Annotated in this window: 22 protein-coding genes and 1 pseudogene; 11 read left to right on the forward strand and 12 right to left on the reverse strand. The window is 62.1% G+C overall.

Features of this window, described 5'->3' with window-relative positions; genetic code table 11:
* Positions 1–164: 164 nt before the first annotated feature.
* Together AC0R79_RS19285 and AC0R79_RS19290 are read right to left on the reverse strand one after the other, a co-directional pair.
* Positions 165–704: a hypothetical protein gene (locus AC0R79_RS19285; protein WP_474731304.1), complete on the reverse strand. Its 540-nt coding sequence runs from the start codon at positions 702–704 to the stop codon at positions 165–167.
* A 222-nt stretch (positions 705–926) separates the two neighbouring features.
* Positions 927–1865, reverse strand: a complete 939-nt coding sequence (locus AC0R79_RS19290) for a hypothetical protein (RefSeq protein WP_085602646.1) — start codon at positions 1863–1865, stop codon at positions 927–929.
* 297 nt (positions 1866–2162) lie between these two features.
* Here AC0R79_RS19290 and AC0R79_RS19295 point away from each other — a divergent pair, with 297 nt between their 5' ends.
* Together AC0R79_RS19295 and AC0R79_RS19300 are read left to right on the forward strand one after the other, a co-directional pair.
* Positions 2163–2846: a response regulator transcription factor gene (locus AC0R79_RS19295; protein WP_007952956.1), complete on the forward strand. Its 684-nt coding sequence runs from the start codon at positions 2163–2165 to the stop codon at positions 2844–2846.
* Positions 2824–4218 carry a sensor histidine kinase gene (locus AC0R79_RS19300; RefSeq protein WP_085602644.1) on the forward strand — a complete coding sequence of 465 codons (1395 nt, stop codon included), beginning with the start codon at positions 2824–2826 and terminating at the stop codon, positions 4216–4218. Before AC0R79_RS19295 ends, AC0R79_RS19300 begins: the two co-directional genes overlap by 23 nt.
* Before the next feature lie 143 nt (positions 4219–4361).
* Here AC0R79_RS19300 and AC0R79_RS19305 read toward each other — a convergent pair whose 3' ends face one another.
* From AC0R79_RS19305 to AC0R79_RS19315, 3 genes are read right to left on the reverse strand one after another with little or no spacing between them, the layout of a single operon-like run.
* Positions 4362–4772, reverse strand: coding sequence for an SRPBCC family protein (locus AC0R79_RS19305; protein ID WP_127798617.1), 411 nt, complete (start codon positions 4770–4772; stop codon positions 4362–4364).
* A 25-nt stretch (positions 4773–4797) separates the two neighbouring features.
* Entirely contained in the window at positions 4798–5595 is a 798-nt protein-coding gene (locus tag AC0R79_RS19310) for an SDR family NAD(P)-dependent oxidoreductase (protein WP_007952959.1), read from the reverse strand.
* Positions 5592–6614 carry an aldo/keto reductase gene (locus AC0R79_RS19315; RefSeq protein ID WP_474731308.1) on the reverse strand — a complete coding sequence of 341 codons (1023 nt, stop codon included), beginning with the start codon at positions 6612–6614 and terminating at the stop codon, positions 5592–5594. Before AC0R79_RS19315 ends, AC0R79_RS19310 begins: the two co-directional genes overlap by 4 nt.
* Positions 6615–6726: 112 nt before the next feature.
* Here AC0R79_RS19315 and AC0R79_RS19320 point away from each other — a divergent pair, with 112 nt between their 5' ends.
* A complete protein-coding gene (locus tag AC0R79_RS19320) occupies positions 6727–7620 on the forward strand; it encodes a LysR substrate-binding domain-containing protein (protein ID WP_085602637.1) in 894 nt (297 codons plus the stop codon).
* 63 nt (positions 7621–7683) lie between these two features.
* A complete protein-coding gene (locus tag AC0R79_RS19325; protein WP_007952974.1) occupies positions 7684–8610 on the forward strand; it encodes a LysR substrate-binding domain-containing protein in 927 nt (308 codons plus the stop codon).
* Here the strand turns inward: AC0R79_RS19325 and AC0R79_RS19330 are convergent.
* Complete coding sequence (locus tag AC0R79_RS19330; protein ID WP_474731311.1) at positions 8525–9124, reverse strand: DinB family protein; 600 nt, start codon at positions 9122–9124, stop codon at positions 8525–8527. The two genes, AC0R79_RS19325 and AC0R79_RS19330, sit on opposite strands and share 86 nt — an antisense overlap.
* Before the next feature lie 127 nt (positions 9125–9251).
* On the opposite strand from AC0R79_RS19330, the pseudogene AC0R79_RS19335 reads away from it, so the two are divergent.
* Positions 9252–9398: pseudogene (locus AC0R79_RS19335) on the forward strand (DUF559 domain-containing protein); the annotation flags it as partial.
* 195 nt (positions 9399–9593) lie between these two features.
* Entirely contained in the window at positions 9594–10253 is a 660-nt protein-coding gene (locus AC0R79_RS19340) for a methyltransferase family protein (RefSeq protein ID WP_127798626.1), read from the forward strand.
* Here AC0R79_RS19340 and AC0R79_RS19345 read toward each other — a convergent pair.
* Together AC0R79_RS19345 and AC0R79_RS19350 are read right to left on the reverse strand one after the other, a co-directional pair.
* Positions 10247–10915: an HAD family hydrolase gene (locus AC0R79_RS19345; protein ID WP_085602627.1), complete on the reverse strand. Its 669-nt coding sequence runs from the start codon at positions 10913–10915 to the stop codon at positions 10247–10249. The two genes, AC0R79_RS19340 and AC0R79_RS19345, sit on opposite strands and share 7 nt — an antisense overlap.
* Positions 10916–10978: 63 nt before the next feature.
* Complete coding sequence (locus tag AC0R79_RS19350) at positions 10979–11392, reverse strand: response regulator (RefSeq protein ID WP_085602624.1); 414 nt, start codon at positions 11390–11392, stop codon at positions 10979–10981.
* 188 nt (positions 11393–11580) lie between these two features.
* Here AC0R79_RS19350 and AC0R79_RS19355 point away from each other — a divergent pair, with 188 nt between their 5' ends.
* Positions 11581–12522: a class I SAM-dependent methyltransferase gene (locus AC0R79_RS19355; protein WP_474731315.1), complete on the forward strand. Its 942-nt coding sequence runs from the start codon at positions 11581–11583 to the stop codon at positions 12520–12522.
* A 5-nt stretch (positions 12523–12527) separates the two neighbouring features.
* Here AC0R79_RS19355 and AC0R79_RS19360 read toward each other — a convergent pair whose 3' ends face one another.
* A complete protein-coding gene (locus AC0R79_RS19360; protein WP_474731317.1) occupies positions 12528–13301 on the reverse strand; it encodes a helix-turn-helix transcriptional regulator in 774 nt (257 codons plus the stop codon).
* Between the two features lie 112 nt (positions 13302–13413).
* Here AC0R79_RS19360 and AC0R79_RS19365 point away from each other — a divergent pair, with 112 nt between their 5' ends.
* A complete protein-coding gene (locus tag AC0R79_RS19365; protein ID WP_474731319.1) occupies positions 13414–14517 on the forward strand; it encodes a polyamine ABC transporter substrate-binding protein in 1104 nt (367 codons plus the stop codon).
* A 39-nt stretch (positions 14518–14556) separates the two neighbouring features.
* The gene (locus AC0R79_RS19370; RefSeq protein WP_221533722.1) at positions 14557–15675 is read left to right on the forward strand and encodes a DmpA family aminopeptidase; all 1119 of its coding nucleotides are present in this window, start codon (positions 14557–14559) and stop codon (positions 15673–15675) included.
* Between the two features lie 19 nt (positions 15676–15694).
* Here AC0R79_RS19370 and AC0R79_RS19375 read toward each other — a convergent pair whose 3' ends face one another.
* Positions 15695–16279 (reverse strand): NAD(P)H-dependent oxidoreductase, encoded by a 585-nt coding sequence (locus AC0R79_RS19375; RefSeq protein ID WP_474731323.1) that lies wholly within the window; start codon positions 16277–16279, stop codon positions 15695–15697.
* 114 nt (positions 16280–16393) lie between these two features.
* Here AC0R79_RS19375 and AC0R79_RS19380 point away from each other — a divergent pair, with 114 nt between their 5' ends.
* Positions 16394–17026 (forward strand): TetR/AcrR family transcriptional regulator, encoded by a 633-nt coding sequence (locus tag AC0R79_RS19380; RefSeq protein ID WP_474731325.1) that lies wholly within the window; start codon positions 16394–16396, stop codon positions 17024–17026.
* A 193-nt stretch (positions 17027–17219) separates the two neighbouring features.
* On the opposite strand, the gene AC0R79_RS19385 is transcribed toward AC0R79_RS19380, so the two are convergent.
* Complete coding sequence (locus AC0R79_RS19385) at positions 17220–17846, reverse strand: TetR/AcrR family transcriptional regulator (protein WP_474731329.1); 627 nt, start codon at positions 17844–17846, stop codon at positions 17220–17222.
* Between the two features lie 157 nt (positions 17847–18003).
* Between AC0R79_RS19385 and AC0R79_RS19390 the strand changes: the two genes are divergently transcribed.
* Positions 18004–18444, forward strand: coding sequence for a hotdog fold domain-containing protein (locus AC0R79_RS19390; RefSeq protein WP_474731331.1), 441 nt, complete (start codon positions 18004–18006; stop codon positions 18442–18444).
* A gap of 71 nt (positions 18445–18515) precedes the next feature.
* Here AC0R79_RS19390 and AC0R79_RS19395 read toward each other — a convergent pair whose 3' ends face one another.
* Positions 18516–19202, reverse strand: coding sequence for a GNAT family N-acetyltransferase (locus AC0R79_RS19395; RefSeq protein WP_474731333.1), 687 nt, complete (start codon positions 19200–19202; stop codon positions 18516–18518).
* Positions 19203–19256 lie beyond the last annotated feature (54 nt).

Consider the following 19256-nt stretch of genomic DNA (forward strand, 5'->3'; position numbering starts at 1 on the left):
TCGCTCTCTATCGGGCCGGCAGGTTGGTTCCGCTCGCGCAGCAAAGTGCGCGCAAGCAATGTAGTCGATCCAGCGGCAAGGGCCTGGAAATTTCACGGTAGGGGATATTGCGCCGACGAATATTGATCCAGGCCATGGAAATGACTGTGCGGTTCTGCCGCCGATCAGTTGGAGAAGACGAACTGGCCCTTGATCTTTTTCGACCCGATGAAACCAAGGTCGGGGAACAGTTTGGTCTTCAACCACGCCACAAAAAACACCATCGCCAAGGTCAGGCCTGCAGCGATCAGGGTGGATACCGGATCCTCGGAATAGCCTTTGAACAGGCGAGAAATCTGACTGAGCGTGAGGATCACGTAAATGGTGTAAGCCTGAGCGGAATATTTATAGAAGCCCCAGGCAAACAGCAGCGGAATACCGGCGGCGATCAGCGTGAATACCAGGGCAAATCCGACACCGATGTCCAGCCCCATGAAAAAACCGGCGAGCGCGCCGAGCAGTGCCTGAATACAGGTCAGGACGATCAGGATCGTGACCTTGCGCGCATGCTGCCGGCGCAACTGGGGATCAATCCGCGAACCGATCCAGTAAGCCAGAACCCGATCCTTGACCGCCCCACCGGAAAACGCCTTGAAGGTTTCGCTTTTCGAGCGTCCTGCATCGAGCATCTCATCCAGCTGGCGTTTGATTTCCTTCTTGTCCAACGTCTTCATCCTTAAACAGGGTTCGAAGTGGCCGATCCACTTCCCGCACGGATTCTGGCCGCTGGCCCCTTAGAAAGCAAAAAGCCGCTTCAACCCGAAGGTGGAAGCGGCCAAGGCATGTGCCTCAAGGAATCAGTGCACGAACAGGGCGATCAGGATGATGATCGGGATTGGAACGCCGAGGAAAAACAGCAGTAGTGAGCGCATGGTGGTTCTCCTTGATTAACGGACTGGCGGCAGCGTGGTCGTGGTGTAGGTTTCGACTTCGACGTACTCGACCGCATCCCGGCGGCGACCGCCGAAGGTGGCCGAGAGGCTGGCGAAGAACGCACCGGCCAGCAGCGCGATGAACATCCACAGCGAGGTCAGGGCAGCGACTTTGGCGGCGGTGTCGGCGGCTTGTTGCGCTTTAACCTTGGCGTCGGCGATTGCCTTCTGGGTGCGAGCGTAGATTTCATCGACCCGACGTTCGGCGTCGGCCTGGGTCAGGTTGGTACGCTGGGCCACGAGTTGGGCGAGGTAGGTGCGGTCTTCGGCGCTGAGCTGACCGTTGGCCAGGCTCTGGGCAAAGATCCGGGTCACGGTGCCACGGGCGGCGTCATCGCTGACGGCAGCGGGACGATCGTCACGGAACAGGCTGTCGACGAAGTAGCCGTACTGATCGCTGTCAGTGTTGGCCGCTGCGGTGCCGGCTGCTTGGGTCATGGCGCTGGCCGCACCACCGGCAACGCTTGCACCGGCCTGCACACCACCGCTGACAATGCTGCTGACAGAACCGACCACCAGCGTCGCGGTGACCAATGTCGCCACGCACCAGGCGAGGAAGCCATGGGCGGTGTCGCGGAAGTACACCTCGTCACCGTGCATGTTGGCCCATTTCACCCGCAGGCGACCGGCGATGTAACCACCCAGTCCCGAGGCGATGATTTGTGTGGCGGCCAGCCAGATGATCGTTGAAATGCCCAGGCCCTTGGCGCTGACGCCCTCCCCGGCCCACGGTGAAACGGCGGAGAAGCCCAGACCGAATCCCAACAGCACCAGAATCAGCGACAGTGCCGCTGCAGCGGCAGCCCCTGCGAAGATCGCGCCCCAGGACACGCCCGAGACGTTGCTCGACTCTCCTTCGTAGGCAGGATAAAACCCATCAGAGGATCTATTCATTGTTGTAGTGCTCCAGGCATGAAAAATGGTGTTACAACTCGTCAACTGAGGAATTGCAGTGACCGTGCCAGTCGCCAACATTAAATAAATCGTTTTGATTCAATCAGTTAAAAAGACTGAACTTCCTAGGACCATGCAATTTGCAACAACGGGTCGATAACAGCGGGTTTTATGCATTGGCACAAAAGCCCGGCCGTGGCGTTTGTATCCGCTACAACATGAAAGTTAATTTAAAGCGCCCGCGCAAAATCTTGGCAAAATGCTGCCATTGCGTTTGAACAGACCAGCAGGCCCACCATGACTCGCATCCTCACCATCGAAGACGACGCCGTGACCGCCCGGGAAATTGTCGCCGAACTGAGCAGCCACGGCCTCGACGTGGACTGGGTCGACAACGGCCGTGAAGGCCTGGACCGCGCCGTCAGCGGCAACTACGACCTGATCACCCTTGACCGCATGCTGCCGGAACTCGATGGCCTGGCCATCGTCACCACCCTGCGCACCATGGGCGTGGCCACGCCGATCCTGATGATCAGCGCCCTCTCCGACGTCGACGAGCGTGTGCGTGGCTTGCGCGCCGGCGGCGATGATTACCTGACCAAACCGTTCGCGACCGATGAAATGGCCGCGCGAGTCGAAGTGTTGCTACGTCGGCAAAACAGCAACGGCGCCCAGCCGACCACGTTGCAGGTGGCGGATCTGCAACTTGATCTGATCAGCCACGAAGCCCGCCGCGCCGAGCAAGTGCTGACGCTGCTGCCGACCGAGTACAAATTGCTGGAATTCCTGATGCGCAACAGCGGGCAGATCCTGTCGCGGATGATGATTTTCGAAGAGGTCTGGGGCTATCACTTCGACCCCGGCACCAACCTGATCGACGTGCACATCGGCCGTCTGCGCAAGAAGATCGACCCGCCGGGCAACGTCCCGCTGATCCGCACGGTGCGAGGCTCGGGTTATGTCATTGCCGAACCCGTCTGACGGTTGGCGCTCTTCCAGCAGCCGTTTGCTGGCGCTGTACAGTTCGTTGTTCGTGGCCTGGAGTGCGATCCTCATGGGGGTCATGTACTTCGAGGTGTCCGGTTATCTCGACAATTTGGCCAAGCACTCGCTGATGCAACGTCAGCATCTGTTTTCGCACTTTCGCGGCGATCAGCTGGAAGACGCGCTCGCCGCCAGCATGACCTTCGACATTCGCGGCATCGACGCCTACGGCCTGTTTGACGCCCAGCACCGCTACCTCGGTGGCGCGTTGCAGAAAATCCCCGAGGGCCTGCCGCTGGACGGCAAGATCCACATGCTCAGCGAATGCGCCGACTCCGACGACCCGACCCTGCCCACCGACAGCTGCGACGCGGTAGCCACCCCGACCCGCGACGGTCGCTGGCTGGTGTTGCTGCGTGACAACGGTTCGCTGTTCGCGGTGACGAAGATCATTCTGCATGCCTTGCTCTGGGGCGTTTCGCTGACGATTGTGCCGGGAATCATCGGTTGGCATTTGCTGCGTCGTCGACCGCTGCGGCGGATCCGGGCGATCCAGGCCAGCGCCCAGTCGATTGTCGCCGGCGACCTGACTCACCGTTTGCCGCTGTCCAATCGCCGCGATGAACTGGACATGCTCGCCGCCATCGTCAACGCCATGCTTGATCGCATCGAGCGCTTGATGAATGAAGTCAAAGGCGTGTGCGACAACATCGCCCATGATCTGCGCACCCCGCTGACCCGTTTGCGCGCGCAGTTGTATCGCATGCAGCAGCAGGCCGGCGAAGGTTCGCCGGAAGCGGCGCAACTGGATCTGGTGCTGGCCGAGGCCGATACGCTGATGGCGCGGTTTCGCGGGTTGCTGAGGATTTCGGAGCTTGAGGATCGTCAGCGGCGCTCGGGGTTTGTCGAGCTCGATCCGGTGTTGTTGCTGCAGGAACTGCACGAGTTCTATCTGCCGCTGGCTGAAGACGACGAGTTGCGTTTCGAGCTGAACATGCCGGAAACCCTGCCGATGCTGAACGGTGATCGGGCGTTGCTGTTTGAAGCGCTGGCGAACCTGTTGAGCAACTCGATCAAGTTCACTCCGGCCGGTGGCACGGTGGTGCTGCGCGGGGTCAATGATGCGGGGCATACACGGATCGAAGTGCATGACTCCGGGCCCGGCATTCCCGAGTCGGAACGGGAGGCGGTGTTCCAGCGTTTCTACCGCGCCGAGGGCGGGCAGCTGCAGAATGGTTTTGGCCTGGGGCTGTCGATCGTCGCGGCGATCGTCAACCTGCACGGATTCAGTCTTGAGGTGGGACGCAGTGATCTGGGCGGGGCGAAGCTGGTGCTGGATTGTCGGCAGAGCCTGATTTCACAGTCCTGACCTTCATAGATCGTTCCCACGCTCTGCGTGGGAATGCAGCCCGGGACGCTCCGCGTCCCCTCCAGAGCTGGAACGCGGAGCGTCCCTTGAGGCATTCCCACGCAGACGGTTCGACGCCTCGACGTGGGAACGATGATTACGGGTTATGTTGGGTAGTTAGCGCGCAGCGCCTCGAGGCCACCCTGATAGATCCCGCTGAACAGCGCCACCACTTCCTCATCGCTCACGCCCTTCGCCGTGAAGCGTCCCGACCACGTCACCTTCGCGCCCTGCCCTTGGGCTTCCACACGAATCGTCGCCAGATAATCGGTGGCCGGAAACGGTGCCTGCAGAATCGAATAGCTGTAGGTTTTGCCCGCGTTATCGAACGTTTCCAGACGCTCGATCACCACCGCGCCGTCAGCGGTTTGCAAAGTGCGCACACGCCCGCCTTCGCTCAGTTCGCTGTTGGGAATGAACGGCAGCCAGTCCGGCAAGGTGTTGAAGCCGCCAATCAATTGCCAGACCTGATCGGCCGAAGCCGGGATGTCGATCGTTGCTGATGCTGTTGCCATAAATAAGAAGTCTCTCTCGATGAATTCAGATAGTCAGGCTGTCGACCACGCCGCCATCGACCCGCAAGGCGGCGCCGGTGGTGGCCGAAGACAGCGGTGAAGCGATGTAGGTGACCAGGTGCGCAACCTCTTCGACATCCGCCACGCGCTGGATGATCGAGCTCGGGCGGGCCCGCCGCACAAAGGCGTCGGCTTCGTCCCGCAGACTGCGGCCAGACTCGGCGGCAGCATCCTTGAGCATTTCCTCGACGCCGTCGGTGAAGGTCGGCCCCGGCAGGATCGCGTTGACCGTAACCCCGGTGCCCGCCAGGCGTTTGGCCAGGCCATGGGACACCGCGAGGTTGGCGCTTTTGGTCACGCCGTAGTTGATCATGTCGGCCGGGGTGGCCACGCCGGATTCCGAAGACAGGAAGATAACCCGGCCCCAGCCCTGCTCGACCATTGCCGGCACGTAATGCCGCGACAGGCGCACGCCGGAGATCACGTTGATTTCATAGAAGCGCGTCCACTCATCGTCCGGCGCGTCGAAGAAATCCACGGCGTTGTAGATGCCGAGGTTGTTCACCAGGATGTCGGCTTTCGGTTCGGCGGCGAACAGTTTCTGCGCGCCTTCGGCCGTGCCCAGATCCGCCGTCAGACCGCGCAGTTGCGCGCCCGGCACCTTGTCGCGAATGCTCGCCAGCGCCTGTTCGACCTTGGCCGCGTCGCGACCGATCACCACCACCGTGGCGCCCGCCTCGGCCAGCGACTGGCTGATGCCCAAACCGATGCCCGCCGTGCTGCCGCTGACAATCGCCAGTTTTCCGCTCAGATCGATCTTCATGCTTTCACCTCGTCGATGGGTAATGGTGCACGTTCGGACACCAGTTTCGCTTCACGCATGGCCTGCCAGAAACCGGCCGGAATGACCGCCGACAGCGCCGCCACATCTTCAGCGATACGTCCCGGCTTGCTCGCACCGGGAATCACTGCCGCCACGGCCGGATTGGCCAGCGAGAATTGTAGTGCAGCCGCTTTGACATCGACGCCGTGGGCTGCGGCGATGCGTTTGATCTGCTCGACCCTGGCAACGATTTCAGGACTGGCCTTCTGGTATTCGAAGTGCGCGCCGCCGGCCAGGATCCCCGAGTTGTATGGGCCGCCGACCACGATTTCAACGTTCTGCGCCCGCGCCGAATCCATCAAGCGCTGCAAGGCGCGGTCGTGGTCGAGCAAGGTGTAGCGGCCGGCCAACAGGAAGCCGTCAGGCTGCGCCTCGGTCAGGTCCAGCGTCAACTCGCACGGCTCGACCTTGTTCACGCCCAGGCCCCAGCCTTTGATCACGCCTTCTTCACGCAGGCGGGTCAGGACTTTGAAGGCCCCGGTGCGGGCCTGATTGAAATACTCCAGCCATTGGTCGCCGTAGAAATCCTGAGCGATGTCGTGGACCCAGACGATGTCGAGGCGATCGGTTTTCAGACGCTCGAGGCTGTCTTCGATCGAACGCAAGGTGGCGTCGGCGCTGTAGTCGTTGACGATCTTGTTCGGGCGGCCGTGTTCGAACACACCGCTTTTCTCGCCCAGATCCCGGGCGGCAGCGTCTTCGACTTCATCGAGAATCACCCGGCCAACCTTTGTGCTCAGCACATAGTCGTCGCGCTGGTAGCGGGACAGTGCTTCGCCGAGGCGGATTTCCGAAAGGCCCGAGCCGTAGAACGGCGCGGTGTCGAAGTAACGCACGCCGGCATCCCACGCCGCATGCACGGTGGCCTGGGCTTCTTCTTCAGGAATGGCGCGGAACATGTTGCCCAGTGGCGCGGTGCCGAAGCCGAGTTGGCCGGGGAGTTTGTCTTTCAAGCTCATGATGCTGTCCTCGTAGTTCGTGGTCGGTGTTGACCGTTGAGCAGATCCTAGATTGCGCCACTCAGACCGTCCAAGACATAATCCGCAGCACTTGAGTCCCTGAAGGTCTGACATGATCGACATCCGCCAATTGCGCTACTTCGTCGCCGTCGCCGAGGAAGAACACGTCGGCCGCGCCGCCGAGCGCCTGCACATTTCCCAGTCGCCCCTGAGCCGGCAGATCGCCCAGCTCGAAGAACGCCTGGGCCTGACCCTGTTCGAACGCAGCCAGCAGCGCATCCGCCTGACCCGCGACGGCCAGACCTTTCTCGCCGAAACCCGCGCCCTGCTGACCCACGCCAACCGCCTGGAATCCCTCGGCAAACGCCTGGGCCGTGGCGAAGAAGGCGGCCTGTGCATCGGCTACATCGAGAACGCGATGCACGCCGGGGTCTTGCCCAATGCCTTGCGCGTGCTGCGGGTCGACCGGCCCAACGTGCATGTCGCGCTGTACAACTTAAGCTCCGCCGAACAACTGGAAGGCCTGCGTCAGCGTAGCCTCGATATCGCGCTGGTCAGTGAGCCGCCGACGATCGACGACCCGGATCTGCTGGGCTTTCAGGTGCTGGACGACCCGATGCTGCTGGCGCTGCCCGAACATCACCCGCTGAACCAACTGCCATCGCTGACCCCGGCGGATCTCGCCGATCAGGAATGGATCGGCGTGCAGCCACGCCAGGGGGCCGACGATGAATTCGTCAGCGCCTGCATCCGCGCGGGCTTCACCCCGGATGTGCGGATGCAGGCCACCGAGCCGTTTACCGCGTTGGGGCTGGTCGCTTCGGGCCTGGGGATCGCGATGATCCAGAAAGGCCTGAGCCACAATGCACCGCCGGGCGTGGTGCTGCGGGAAGTGCCGTGGCTGGCGTTCACCACGCCGTTGTGGGCGGCGTGGCACCGGATCAACCTGCGACCGCTGGTGGAAACGTTTCGCAAGGTATTGACCGGGGTCGATCCCGCCCAGTGACCCGACAGTCCAAGACTTTGCTGCTTTACTGAGAAGACTCAAAAAACCAGCGAGTCTTCCGGCATGAACCGCAATGACCTGCGTCGCGTGGACATGAACCTGTTGGTGATTTTCGAAACCCTGATGTTCGAAAAGAACCTGACCCGCGCCGGGGAAAAGCTGTTCCTCGGCCAGCCCGCCGTCAGTGCTTCACTGGCGAAACTGCGCGACCTGTTCGACGACCCGTTACTGGTGCGCAACGGTCGCGTGCTGGAGCCGACCCAGCGGGCGCTGGCGATTCTCAAGGAATTGCAGCCGGCGATGGACACTATTTCCGGTGCGGTCAGCCGGGCCAAGGATTTCGACCCGCTGAGCAGCCGCGACGTGTTTCGCATTGGTCTGTCGGACGACGCCGAATTCGGCCTGCTGCCGCCGTTGCTCAAGCAATTGCGCGAAGAAGCGCCGGACGTGGTGGTGGTGATCCGCCGGGTGAATTTCCTGCTGATGTCGTCGATGCTGGCGTCCGGGGAGATTTCCGTCGGCGTCAGTTACACCACCGAATTGCCGGCCAATGCCAAACGCAAAAAGCTGCGGGACCTGCGTTGCAAGATCTTGCGTGGCGATGATCGTCCCGGCGCACTGACCCTCGATGAATACTGCGAACGGCCCCATGCGCTGGTGTCGTTTTCCGGGGATCTGGGCGGGGCCATCGACAACGATCTGGCGCGAATCAATCGATCGCGTCGCGTGGTATTGGCGGTGCCGCAATTCGCTCCGCTGCGGGCGATTCTGGCCGGCACCGACATGCTCGCCACCGTGCCGGACTTCGCCGCCTGCGCATTGGTCGAAGGCAGCAGCGTGTTGCGCGCCGACGACCCGCCGTTCGACATCGTGCCTTCGGAGCTGTCGATGGTCTGGAACGGGGTCAACGACAACGATCCGGCGGAACGCTGGTTGCGTTCGCTGATTGCCCATCACATGTCGGCGCCTCTTCCGCCGCAGGCGCACTGATCGGCTTGAACCCCGGATCGACCTCGCGCAGGTACACCGGCAGGTCGGTCATCGGCGGCATCTGAGGGATCTCGAAATACATCTGCACCACCCAGCCACGGTGGTAGTTGTTGTGGTTGATCACGTGCATCAGGATCGCCCCGGCGTTCATGGTGCCGCCATCGCCGGAGACGAATTTGAAGTCGATCGAGCGGTTCAGCGACGCTTCGGTCTGCTGCGCGCTCCAGGTGCGATACCAGCCATCAACTTCCTGCTGGGCCTGACGCAACTCGCCGAGATCGGCGTGCACCAGATCATGGGACGTCGTGAAACCGTGCTCGCGCCCTTCGAGGTGCGCCTGCCAGATCCGGTCGACCACGTAGATGTGGTTCAGCGTGCCGATCATGTTCTTGAAAACCGTCTTGCGCTCCCTCGTCGTCTCCCCCTCCGGCAGCGCTTGCAGGCTATCGAACAGACGCTGATTGGCCCAGGTCTTGTAGTCCGTGAGCAGATGGGCCGTGGCCAGATTGATCATCGCGGGTCACCGTAGGCACGAAAAAGGGCTCCGCCTAGGATAGACCTCTCTCGCGGGAATGGCGGTGGTGCTGACTATTGGTCGGGTCTACAGTGAAATCTCCATCCCCTTCACAAGGACGTGAAGCATGCAAAATCGCCCGACGCTCGCTCAACGCCAGTTCGCCCGCCACTTGCGCACCTCCCAGACCGATTGCGAACAACTGCTTTGGCAGAAGCTGCGATCACGGCAGGTGGCGGGGCTGAAATTTCGCCGGCAGGTGCCGGTTCCACCGTCAAATCCCAACCGCGCTCAACCCGCCACAAACAATGACCACCACATCATGCCCCCCCGCCAGCGCCGAATGATCAAGGTACGCCACCGCCAGCGAAACCCCGCAAGCCGTTGATCCTCCATCCGCCGTTGCCACCGGTTAAACGCCGGGGATCGTGCCGGGATCTACACTGAACGGAACAGCCGTGAGGTGCCTATGAAAATGTCTGCGCAAATGACCGTGGTCGCAGTGCTCGCCACCCTCGCCTATCTGGGCCTGGCGATGTGGGGCATCGGTGGCGTGGCGGTGTTCTTTTCACACGGCGCTTTGGTCGTGGTGGCACTGGCCACACTGGCCATGGTGGTGGCGTCGTTGTTCACGGAAGTGAACCTGAGCACCGGCGAGCGCGAGGACCGGGCCAATCGCTGGGTGATTCCGGCGTTCGCGGTCATTGGATTGGTCAGTGCCTTTCTGCCGGCTTACTGCGACCGCATCGGTTTCTGGACCGTCGGCCGCGAAGGTACCCGTTGGCTGGGCGCGTTGCTGTTTATCGTTGGTGGCGGGTTGCGCTTGTGGCCGGTGTTTGTGCTGGGCCATCGGTTCAGCGGGCTGGTGGCGATTCAGCCGGGACATCGACTGGTCACCGAAGGGATCTACCGGCATCTGCGCAACCCCAGTTATCTGGGGCTGGTGGTCAATGCGATCGGTTGGGCCCTGGCCTTTCGCTCGGTGGTGGGCCTGTTGCTGGCGGCGCTGACGCTGATCCCGCTGATCGCCCGCATCCACTCCGAAGAGGCCCTGCTGCGCACGCAGTTCGGCGCCGAATACGACGCCTATTGCGCCCGCAGCTGGCGATTGGTGCCCGGGGTTTATTGAGGTTGCAGGCGCAACTGGCCGTCGCTGTCGATGCTCAGCGCAATGTCGCGGTAACTGGCGATGGTCGCGTGGGCGGTTTCAAGGGGATGCTGGTGAGTCGTGGTGATGATCATCAGCGGCGCACCGGCGGCTTCAGCGGCCTGAATGCCGACGGTGGCGTCTTCGAAAATCAGGCAGTCCGCCGGTTCCAGGCCCAGACGTTTGGCCGCCAGTCGATAACCCGCCGGATCCGGTTTACCGGCGGTCACGTCTTCAGCGGTGATCATCACCGCCGGCTCCGGAATCCCCGCCGCCGCCATCCGACGCAACGCCAGATCCCGTGGCGCCGAGGTCACCATGGCCCAGCGATCCGCCGGCAACGATTTGAGAAACGCTGCCGCGCCGGGGATCTCAACAATGCCTTCGACGTCTTCGATTTCCGCCTCGGTAATGAACGCGGCTTGCGCCTCGGCGTCCACGCCCGGCAGGTTCAAACGCGTGATGGTGTCGATGGCGCGCACGCCGTGGATGGTCGGCAGGAACGTCTCGACGTTCACCCCGTGGCGCACGGCCCAGGCGGACCAGATCCGCTCGGCGGCGGCAATGGAGTTGAGGACGGTGCCGTCCATGTCGAACAGGAACGCGCCGAACGCGCGGTTGAAAACAGCATCGTGAGCAGACAAAAGATCACTTCCTCGCAAGGGGCCGGGCAACGATGCCCGGCAATGTAGCACCTGCGGGACGCTTCAGTGCAGACGCGGCGCCTTGGATTTGAACGCACCATCCACACAATCGAGCAACTGGCCGATGGCCCACGGCTTCTTGATGAATGCCACCGGATGCTTCACGCCCGAGGTTTCCGGTGTTTCATAACCGGACATGACCATCACCGGTTTGTCCGGCCAGCGCTCGCCGACCAGATTGGCCAGGTCCGCGCCATTAAGGGTGCCGGGCATGGTGATGTCGGTGAGTAGCAGCGCGACTTCCGGCGCGTGCTTCTCCAGATATTGCGAAGCCGCATCGGCACTGGTCTGCGGCTCGACCTTGAAACCTTCCTCCTGAAGAATTTCGCACAGAAACTCCAGAATCAACGGATCGTCCTCGACTACCAGAATCAACCCGCCAGGAAGGTGCGCGCTCGACGTCGGAATTGGACACATGAACTGGCACTCCCTGAATTGCATGAACGATTTAGCGGCTTGAATCCGCTGCTTATCAGGTATGAGCAGCACCTTCTACAGAAATTCATTTTTGATACAGGTCTTTTCGATAACACCCGTTCGACGGGCAGTCGCCGGCGCGTAATTGCGGTTAAAATGCGCGCCCTTTTGCTGGCCGATCCCGATTGATGAACCCTCAAGCCCTCGCCGTTCTCCATGCCCACCTGCTCACCGCGCTGACTTCGGCACCGGCCGAAACCCGGCGTCTGTTCCATGGGCGCGGGCGTTGCTGGCCGGGGCTGGAGCAAGTCACCGTGGACTGGCTGCAAGGCGTGGTGCTGGTGTCGCTGTTCAAGGAGCCCGAGGCTTCGCAGCTGGAAGACCTCAAGCGCCTGCTGCTGGAGATCACCGGTTCGGCGCCATGGCAGCAGTCCGGCGCCCACACTTTGCTGATCCAGCACCGTTACCTGCCGCAAAGCACCGCCGAATGGCTGCTGGGTGAAGAAATCGACGAAATGACCATCGTCGAGGGCGGGCTGAAATACCGCGTGGATCTGGGCCGCAAACAGAACGCCGGGCTGTTCCTCGACATGCGTTACGGGCGCAACTGGGTGCGCGAACAGGCGGCGGGCAAACGGGTGTTGAACCTGTTCGCCTACACCTGCGGCTTCTCGGTGGCGGCCATCGAGGGTGGCGCCAGCCACGTGGTCAACCTCGACATGTCCCGCGCCGCGCTGAGCCGGGGCCGCGACAATCACCGACTGAACGGGCATGACCTGAGCAAGGTGAGCTTCCTCGGCCACGACCTGTTCAAATCCTGGGGCAAGGTGATCAACAGCGGCCCGTACGATCTGGTGATCATCGACCCGCCGTCGTTCCAGAAAGGCAGTTTTCTGCTGACCAAGGATTACCAGCGCGTGCTGCGCCGTCTGCCGGAACTGCTGACGGCGCAGGGCACAGTACTGGCGTGCATGAACGATCCTTCGTTCGGCTCAGACTTCCTGATCGACGGCGTGACCCAGGAAGCACCGAGCCTGCGTTTCGAACAACGGCTGGAGAACCCGCCGGAGTTTCCGGATATCGACCCGGAAAGCGGTCTGAAGGCGCTGCTGTTCAAGCAGATCGGCTGACCCGGTCAGCGCGGCCGCAACACCAGCGCAAACAACTCGCCATGCCCGGTGACGTTGAGCTTGTGATAGAGATTGCGCCGGTGCACCTTCACGGTCTCCGGCGAAATGTGCATGTGCTGGGCGATGGCCTTGCTGGAAAAGCCCTGAAGAATCAGACGCGCCGTATCGATCTCGCGCGCGGTCAGACGGGCGTCGAAGCGGTCGAGCAGCGCCGCAATATCGCCGACCGGCGCCTCGACCGCCGCGCCTTGCGGCGGCATCAACTGCACATGTCGACGCATCGCTGACAGCACCCAATCCCGCACGCAGAGCAGGCGCCCCTGCTCCTGCAAACTGAACGCCGTCGAGCGGCCCATCGACAATCCGAGTACGCCGTTGTCGAGGTTGACCAGAAATTGCAGCTCATCCGCGCCGACCACCGAGCGGAAGTAACTCTGGTAGTACTCGCTGTGCAGAAACTGGTCCGGCGCAACCGACGCGAGGCTGTGCAAACCGTCGGCAACCCCGGCGACGGCGGCCTGATAGAACGGATCAAGCAGGTACATGCCGGCGCAGTAACCGGCCAGTTCTTCCTGCTCGTCGGCGCGGCCCTGGCTGTCGAAGTCGATCAGCAATTGCGGCGGCCGCCCCGTCTGCATCACCGCCACCAGCGCATTGTCCAACGGCACCAGCAACCGCAGCGTATCGACCAGCGCCCGCCAGAAACCGTCCTGACCGACCGTAGCGAACACTCGCGACAGGCTCTGATGCACCGGCAATTCCTGCAGCAACGCGTCCACGCTCTACCCCTTTTGAGTAACCCATGATGGGAATGGGTGCGGCGCGGCCCGCCCGATAGGCTGACCACTCCTGTTCATCACCGGCCTGCCAACAGGCCAGGAGTGCCGCATCATGCGTGGTCATCGTGGGTATATCAACCTGGGTCTGATGGGCGTTTTGTCCGCGGCGCTGAGTGCGCAGGCGGCCGATGCGCCGAGTGTGCATGTCTATAACTGGTACGACTACATCGGCCCGAACACCCTGCATGATTTCAAGCGTGACAGCGGTATCGAACCGGTCTACGACACCTTCGACAGCGCCGAAGTGTTGGAAGGCAAACTGATGACCAGTCGCAGCGGCTACGACGTGGTGGTGGCGAGCAACTTCAGCCTGCCGACCCTGATCAAGGCCGGCGCCCTCGCCCCGCTGCCCCGCGATCAACTGCCGGGCTGGAAGAACCTCGACAACGATCTGCTGAGCAAACTGGCCAACAACGACCCCGGCAACCAGTACGCCGTGCCGTATCTGTGGGGCACCAACGGCATCGGCTACAACGTCGACAAGGTGCGCGCGGTGATGGGTGACAAGGCCCCGGTAGACTCCTGGGATCTGGTATTCAAGGAAGAGAACCTGGCCAAACTCGGCGAATGCGGCGTGGCGATGCTCGATTCGCCGTCGGAAATGCTCCCGGTCGCGCTGCATTATCTCGGCCTGCCGCCGAACAGCACCAAGGCCGAGGACTATCAGAAAGCCGAAGCGCTGCTGCTGAAACTGTTCCCGCACATTGCCTACTTCAACTCCTCGAAATTCATCAGCGATCTGTCCAACGGCAACATCTGCGTGGCGGTCGGTTGGTCCGGCGCGATGCTCGAAGCCAAGACCACCGCCGAGCAGGCCGGCAACGGCGTGAAGATTCAGTACAGCCTGCCGAAGGAAGGCGCGCCGGTGTGGTTCGACACGCTGGTCTTGCTCAAGGACGCGCCGCATCCGGCCCAAGGCCTGGCGTTCATCGACTATTTGCTGCGGCCCGATGTGATTGCGCCGGTCAGCGATCACCTGTCCTACCCCAACGGCAATCGCGCCGCCACGGCGCTGGTCGCCCAGGCCACCCGCGACAACCCGGCGGTGTACCCGTCAGCCACGGCGATGGCCACGTTGTACACCCTCGAACCCTTGCCCAAAGCCACCGAACGGGTGCGTACGCGGGTGTGGAGCAAGGTCAAAAACGGTCAGTAACAGCCCTTTGAATCACTGCCTTCAACAGAGAGAACATCAATGAAACCACGTGCCCGCGATCTCCATATCCGCATCGGTCAATTGCAGCCTGGCCCGCTCAACGCCATCACCGACGTACCCGGCGTAAGGGTCGGCCACAGCAACGTGCGCGGCCGCAGCGCCAGCGGTCGTGACATCTGCAGTGGCGTCACCCTGATCGAACCCCGCGCCGGTTCGACCAACGCACAACCGTGTTTCGCCGGCGTCCACGTACTCAACGGCAATGGCGATGCCACGGGACTGGAGTGGATTCGCGAAGCCGGCCTGCTGACCAGCCCGATCGCCTTCACCAACACTCACAGCCTCGGCGTGGTGCGCGATGCCTTGATCGAACTGGATCGCGCGCAGCAACCGGACGACGGTCGGCTCTACTGGAACATGCCGGTGGTGCTGGAAACCTTCGATGGCTTGCTCAACGACATCAACGGCTTTCATGTGAAGCCCAAGCATGTGGCCGAAGCGATGAGCAATGCCGTTGACGGCCCGGTGCAGGAAGGCGCGGTGGGCGGTGGCAGCGGCATGATCTGCCATGAATTCAAGGGCGGGATCGGCACCGCGTCGCGCCGCTTGAGCAAGGCTCAGGGCGGCTGGACAGTAGGCGCAATCGTGCAGGCCAACCATGGGATTCGCAGCGAGTTGCGGGTCGACGGCTACCCGGTCGGGCGCTACATGGAACAGGTGGACTCGCCGTTCCTGCGGGCTTCGTTGCCGCATCCGGGCATGGGCTCGATCGTAGTGGCCCTCGCCACCGATGCACCGCTGTTGCCACATCAATGCACGCGACTGGCGCAACGGGCGAGTCTCGGTCTGGCGCGCACCGGCGGCGGCAATGAGGATCACAGCGGTGACATCTTCATCGCCTTCGCCACCGGCAACGGTCATATCCCGCCCGCCGCCTACGAAGGTAAAGGCGCATCGACCTGCGACGGCTTGCGGATGGTCAACAACGATCACATCAGCGAGTTGTTCCTGGCGGCGACCGAGGCGGTGGAAGAAGCGATCATCAACGCCTTGCTGGCCAGCGAGAGCACCGAAGGCAACGGGCATTCGGTGCCGGGGCTGGATGCCGCCACCCTGCTCGCGGCCCTGGATAAAGCCGGGTGGCCAGGCGCTCGCTGACCCCCTGATCCCACAGGGTTCAACGAAACAAACCCAGTCCGAGTTCGCGCGCCGCCTGCAACTGCATCGCAGGATCGCTCGACTCGGACTCCAGCAACAATGCCGAACCCGACACCGTCGCCCCGCAGTAATCGAAAATCCCGTGATCGATCTGCGTCTTCATCGCCGCGCCGTAGCCGTGGCGCTCGTAAGTGCGCGCATCCGCCCCGCCCAGCGCGACCAAGTGCACGCGCAATCGTCCGAGCTTCTTCAGCGTCTTGTCACCGTCGAAATCGTACGCCCAGCCATTGCTGAACACCCGGTCGATCCAGCCTTTGAGCAGCGCAGGCATCGACCACCAGAACACCGGATAGACCAGCACCAGCGCATCGGCGCGGTCGATGCGAGCCTGCTCGGCCAGCACGTCCGCCGGCGGCGCAGATTCGCGGTGATGCACCGCCCAGTCGGCCACGCCAAAGCGCGGATCGAATTCTTCGGCGTGCAGGTCGGCGATTTCGAAAGTGTTGGACGGATCGCTTTCCGACAGGCCTTTGGCAATCTGCTGTGCCAACGCGTGGGTCAGCGAACGTGGATCATCGTGATCTACAACAATCAGTGCGTGCATGGGGAAATCTCCGGTTGGTGATTGCTGACCAAGGGCTTACCCTTGCGAAAAGCTACGATTGGTAAGCTACTGCTAGTAAGTTACCTTCAGTAAGTTACGTTTGGTATATAAGCGATGTCAACCACTGAAATCCCCGATCCCGTACAACCCCGTCGCCGCCTGTCCCGGGAAGACCGCCAGCGCCAGTTGCTCGACATGGCCTGGCAGCTGATTCGCGAAGAAGGCACCGATGCCCTGACCCTCGGTTATCTGGCGGAAAAGGCCGGCGTGACCAAACCGGTGGTCTACGACCATTTCACCACCCGCGCCGGTCTGCTCGCGGCGCTGTATCAGGATTTCGACCGACGCCAGACGGCGCTGATGGACGCGGCGCTGACCAATGCCGATGCGTCCTTGAACGGCATCGCGACGGTGATTGCCACGGCGTATGTCGATTGCGTGCTGACTCAGGGCAACGAGATTCCGGGGGTGATTGCGGCCCTGGCGAGCACGCCGGAACTGGAGAGGATCAAGCGCGAATACGAGGCGATTTTCCTGGAGAAGTGCCGCAGCGTGCTCTCACCTTTCGCTGAAGGCGCAGAGATCGGACAGGCAGGATTGCGCGCCATGCTCGGCGCCGCCGAAGCGCTGTCGCAAGCGGCGGCCACCGACGAAATCAGCGCAGAACAGGCCCGTGACGAGCTGCTGGCAACCATCATTGCGATGGTCGAAAGAGCCGCCGCCCGCACCCCCAAAGCAGGTGACTGACGGTACTTGAGCCCATCCCCCCACCTTCCTACGATGGAACTACGCAGTCGCTTGGTCCGCCAAGCCGTTGCGTAGGTGCGGGTGCTCTGAACCCCAATCAAGCCCGCACCTGGCTTCATGCGCATCTTGAGCCTCGCGGGCTCTACTTCCTCCCCATCAAAGAGTCTTGAGGCTCTTTTTTTGTCTCTGAAAATCAGCGTTCGGGTTCACGGCGGATCGAACGCCACGTGGCCTGGGCCAGCAATTCGCGATAAGCCTTCGGACTGCCCTGCACTCGCCCGGACAACCACGCGCGGCAATAGCTGTCGGCCTGCCCGACGATCAGCGACGGCAACAGCTCGGCCGGGCATTCATTGAGTTCAGCCACGCGCCCGGACTCGGCCAGCCAGGTACGCAGGCCCAGGTTCCGGGTCTTGTTGCGCTCGGCCAGTTCATCCTTGTGCGGGCTCCGGGTCACGGCATAACGCGCGTGATACTGGAACCGCGCCCATTCCGGCTGGTTCTCGACCCAATCCACGTAGCTGTAGACCAGCGCCTGCACGCCCTCTTCGGTGGTCGTCGCGTCGGCCAGATAAGCGTCGCGCAGGCGCGCCTGATCCTCCAGCGCGGTGAAGAACAGCGCGGCCACCAGCCCTTCCTTGTTGCCGAAATGGTGGTAGATCGCCCCGACACTGGTGTCGCACTCGGCACGGATCATTTCGATGGTAGTGGCCTCGATGCCCTGCTCGTTGAACAGGCGCAGGGCCTTGCGAAAGATGTCGCGCTTGAGTTCGGCGCGGCGGCCGGGGTAGCTGCGTTCGAGTAGATCTGCGGTGTCCATGGGCCTTGAAAATCCGGGTAAAGGGCACGTCCGTGCCGGGTGATCGAAACACGCACAGGTTGACAGATTTCCCGCGAACAGAATACCGTTCCGTTACAGAACAATATTCTGTAACGGAACATGATTCTGTAAACCCCCTAACCGCGAGGCTTCACCCATGAGTCAGTTTCTCAGCATGTTCAACAGCGTCGGATCCCAGGCGTTCAGCCAGATGGCCTGCCAAGTCGCACCGTACTTCAGCACCATCAATCCGCTGGTGACCGAGTTGCGGGCAGGTTCCGCGCAGGTGCAGGTGCCGTTTCGCCGCGAGATCACCAACCACCTCGGCACCGTCCACGCCATCGCCCTGTGCAATGCTGCCGAACTGGCGGCCGGGATGATGACCGACGTGTCGATTCCCGCCGGCGCACGGTGGATTCCAAAAGGCATGACCGTCGAATACCTGGCCAAGGCCAAGACCGACGTGACCGCCGTAGCCAATGGCGAAGGACTGGACTGGCAGACCGAAGGCGACAAGATCGTGCCGGTGGATGTCCACGACGCAGAAGGCAGGAAAGTGTTCACGGCGCACATCACCATGAACGTGAAACTGTCCTGAAACCACCGGCACAAAAAAGCCCTTGCTGCGCTGATCGCAACAAGGGCTTTCGTCGTTTCAAAGAGAAGGGATCAGTGAACGGTCAGGCGCTGACGAACAAATTCTTCGGTGCGGCGGGTGACCTGATCCAGATGCCGGTCGCGCTGTTTCTCGGCATCGAGCATTGCGCGCTTGCCGTGCTTTTGCAGCAGGTAGGTGTGGATCTGCTGCACTTCCAGCGAACGGTAGATCGGCGTCGTGTCGATAAAACCGCGCAGCCCGTTGCTGCGGTAGTGCCGGGTGCTCATCAGCACCTGCGTCTCCAGTTGGCCCAGCACTTCAAAGCCCAGCGCCTCGAAATACGGCACCTTGCCGACGCTGCAGGTCAGCTCGGCATGGGGATAGCGCGCCACCATGTCCGCGATCAACGAACGGGCCACGCCCTGACGCCGATGCCCCTCGCGCACCGCCAGATAGGCCACGTTGCACGCCTCCCAATCGCCCTGCACCGGCAGGTACAACAGGAAGCCGATCACCCGCTCCGGATCATCGTCATCGGTGGCAACCAGCAATTCCACCTCGGTGCCCTTCTCGCCGTTCAACGCCTCCAGATACAGATGCACCTCGTAGCCGACCGCGTACTGATAGACGTTGTACAGCAGATTGCTCGGGCCCAGCCCGATGGCACTGATGTCGGTCAGGTTGTCGACCACCATCTGCAAAATCTGGCTGTTGACGCCTTCGGGGCATGGGGATTTGTAGTGGGTGATGCGGGACATGGCGGGCGGACTCCGGCGGAAAACGCCGCCATCATACCGCGCCAACGCGTCGGG

The sequence above is a fragment of the Pseudomonas sp. HD57-3 genome (assembly GCF_056113135.1).

What these genes read in the sequence shown, in the direction of transcription:
- AC0R79_RS19390 (WP_474731331.1), top strand. Translation starts at nt 18,004, where the DNA reads ATGAGTCAGTTTCTCAGCATGTTCAACAGCGTCGGATCCCAGGCGTTC.
- AC0R79_RS19340 (WP_127798626.1), top strand. Translation starts at nt 9,594, where the DNA reads ATGAAAATGTCTGCGCAAATGACCGTGGTCGCAGTGCTCGCCACCCTC.
- AC0R79_RS19385 (WP_474731329.1), bottom strand. Translation starts at nt 17,846, where the DNA reads ATGGACACCGCAGATCTACTCGAACGCAGCTACCCCGGCCGCCGCGCC.
- AC0R79_RS19355 (WP_474731315.1), top strand. Translation starts at nt 11,581, where the DNA reads ATGAACCCTCAAGCCCTCGCCGTTCTCCATGCCCACCTGCTCACCGCG.
- AC0R79_RS19290 (WP_085602646.1), bottom strand. Translation starts at nt 1,865, where the DNA reads ATGAATAGATCCTCTGATGGGTTTTATCCTGCCTACGAAGGAGAGTCG.
- AC0R79_RS19380 (WP_474731325.1), top strand. Translation starts at nt 16,394, where the DNA reads ATGTCAACCACTGAAATCCCCGATCCCGTACAACCCCGTCGCCGCCTG.
- AC0R79_RS19325 (WP_007952974.1), top strand. Translation starts at nt 7,684, where the DNA reads ATGAACCGCAATGACCTGCGTCGCGTGGACATGAACCTGTTGGTGATT.
- AC0R79_RS19350 (WP_085602624.1), bottom strand. Translation starts at nt 11,392, where the DNA reads ATGTGTCCAATTCCGACGTCGAGCGCGCACCTTCCTGGCGGGTTGATT.
- AC0R79_RS19300 (WP_085602644.1), top strand. Translation starts at nt 2,824, where the DNA reads ATGTCATTGCCGAACCCGTCTGACGGTTGGCGCTCTTCCAGCAGCCGT.
- AC0R79_RS19320 (WP_085602637.1), top strand. Translation starts at nt 6,727, where the DNA reads ATGATCGACATCCGCCAATTGCGCTACTTCGTCGCCGTCGCCGAGGAA.
- AC0R79_RS19370 (WP_221533722.1), top strand. Translation starts at nt 14,557, where the DNA reads ATGAAACCACGTGCCCGCGATCTCCATATCCGCATCGGTCAATTGCAG.
- AC0R79_RS19305 (WP_127798617.1), bottom strand. Translation starts at nt 4,772, where the DNA reads ATGGCAACAGCATCAGCAACGATCGACATCCCGGCTTCGGCCGATCAG.
- AC0R79_RS19310 (WP_007952959.1), bottom strand. Translation starts at nt 5,595, where the DNA reads ATGAAGATCGATCTGAGCGGAAAACTGGCGATTGTCAGCGGCAGCACG.
- AC0R79_RS19315 (WP_474731308.1), bottom strand. Translation starts at nt 6,614, where the DNA reads ATGAGCTTGAAAGACAAACTCCCCGGCCAACTCGGCTTCGGCACCGCG.
- AC0R79_RS19295 (WP_007952956.1), top strand. Translation starts at nt 2,163, where the DNA reads ATGACTCGCATCCTCACCATCGAAGACGACGCCGTGACCGCCCGGGAA.
- AC0R79_RS19375 (WP_474731323.1), bottom strand. Translation starts at nt 16,279, where the DNA reads ATGCACGCACTGATTGTTGTAGATCACGATGATCCACGTTCGCTGACC.
- AC0R79_RS19365 (WP_474731319.1), top strand. Translation starts at nt 13,414, where the DNA reads ATGCGTGGTCATCGTGGGTATATCAACCTGGGTCTGATGGGCGTTTTG.
- AC0R79_RS19395 (WP_474731333.1), bottom strand. Translation starts at nt 19,202, where the DNA reads ATGTCCCGCATCACCCACTACAAATCCCCATGCCCCGAAGGCGTCAAC.
- AC0R79_RS19330 (WP_474731311.1), bottom strand. Translation starts at nt 9,124, where the DNA reads ATGATCAATCTGGCCACGGCCCATCTGCTCACGGACTACAAGACCTGG.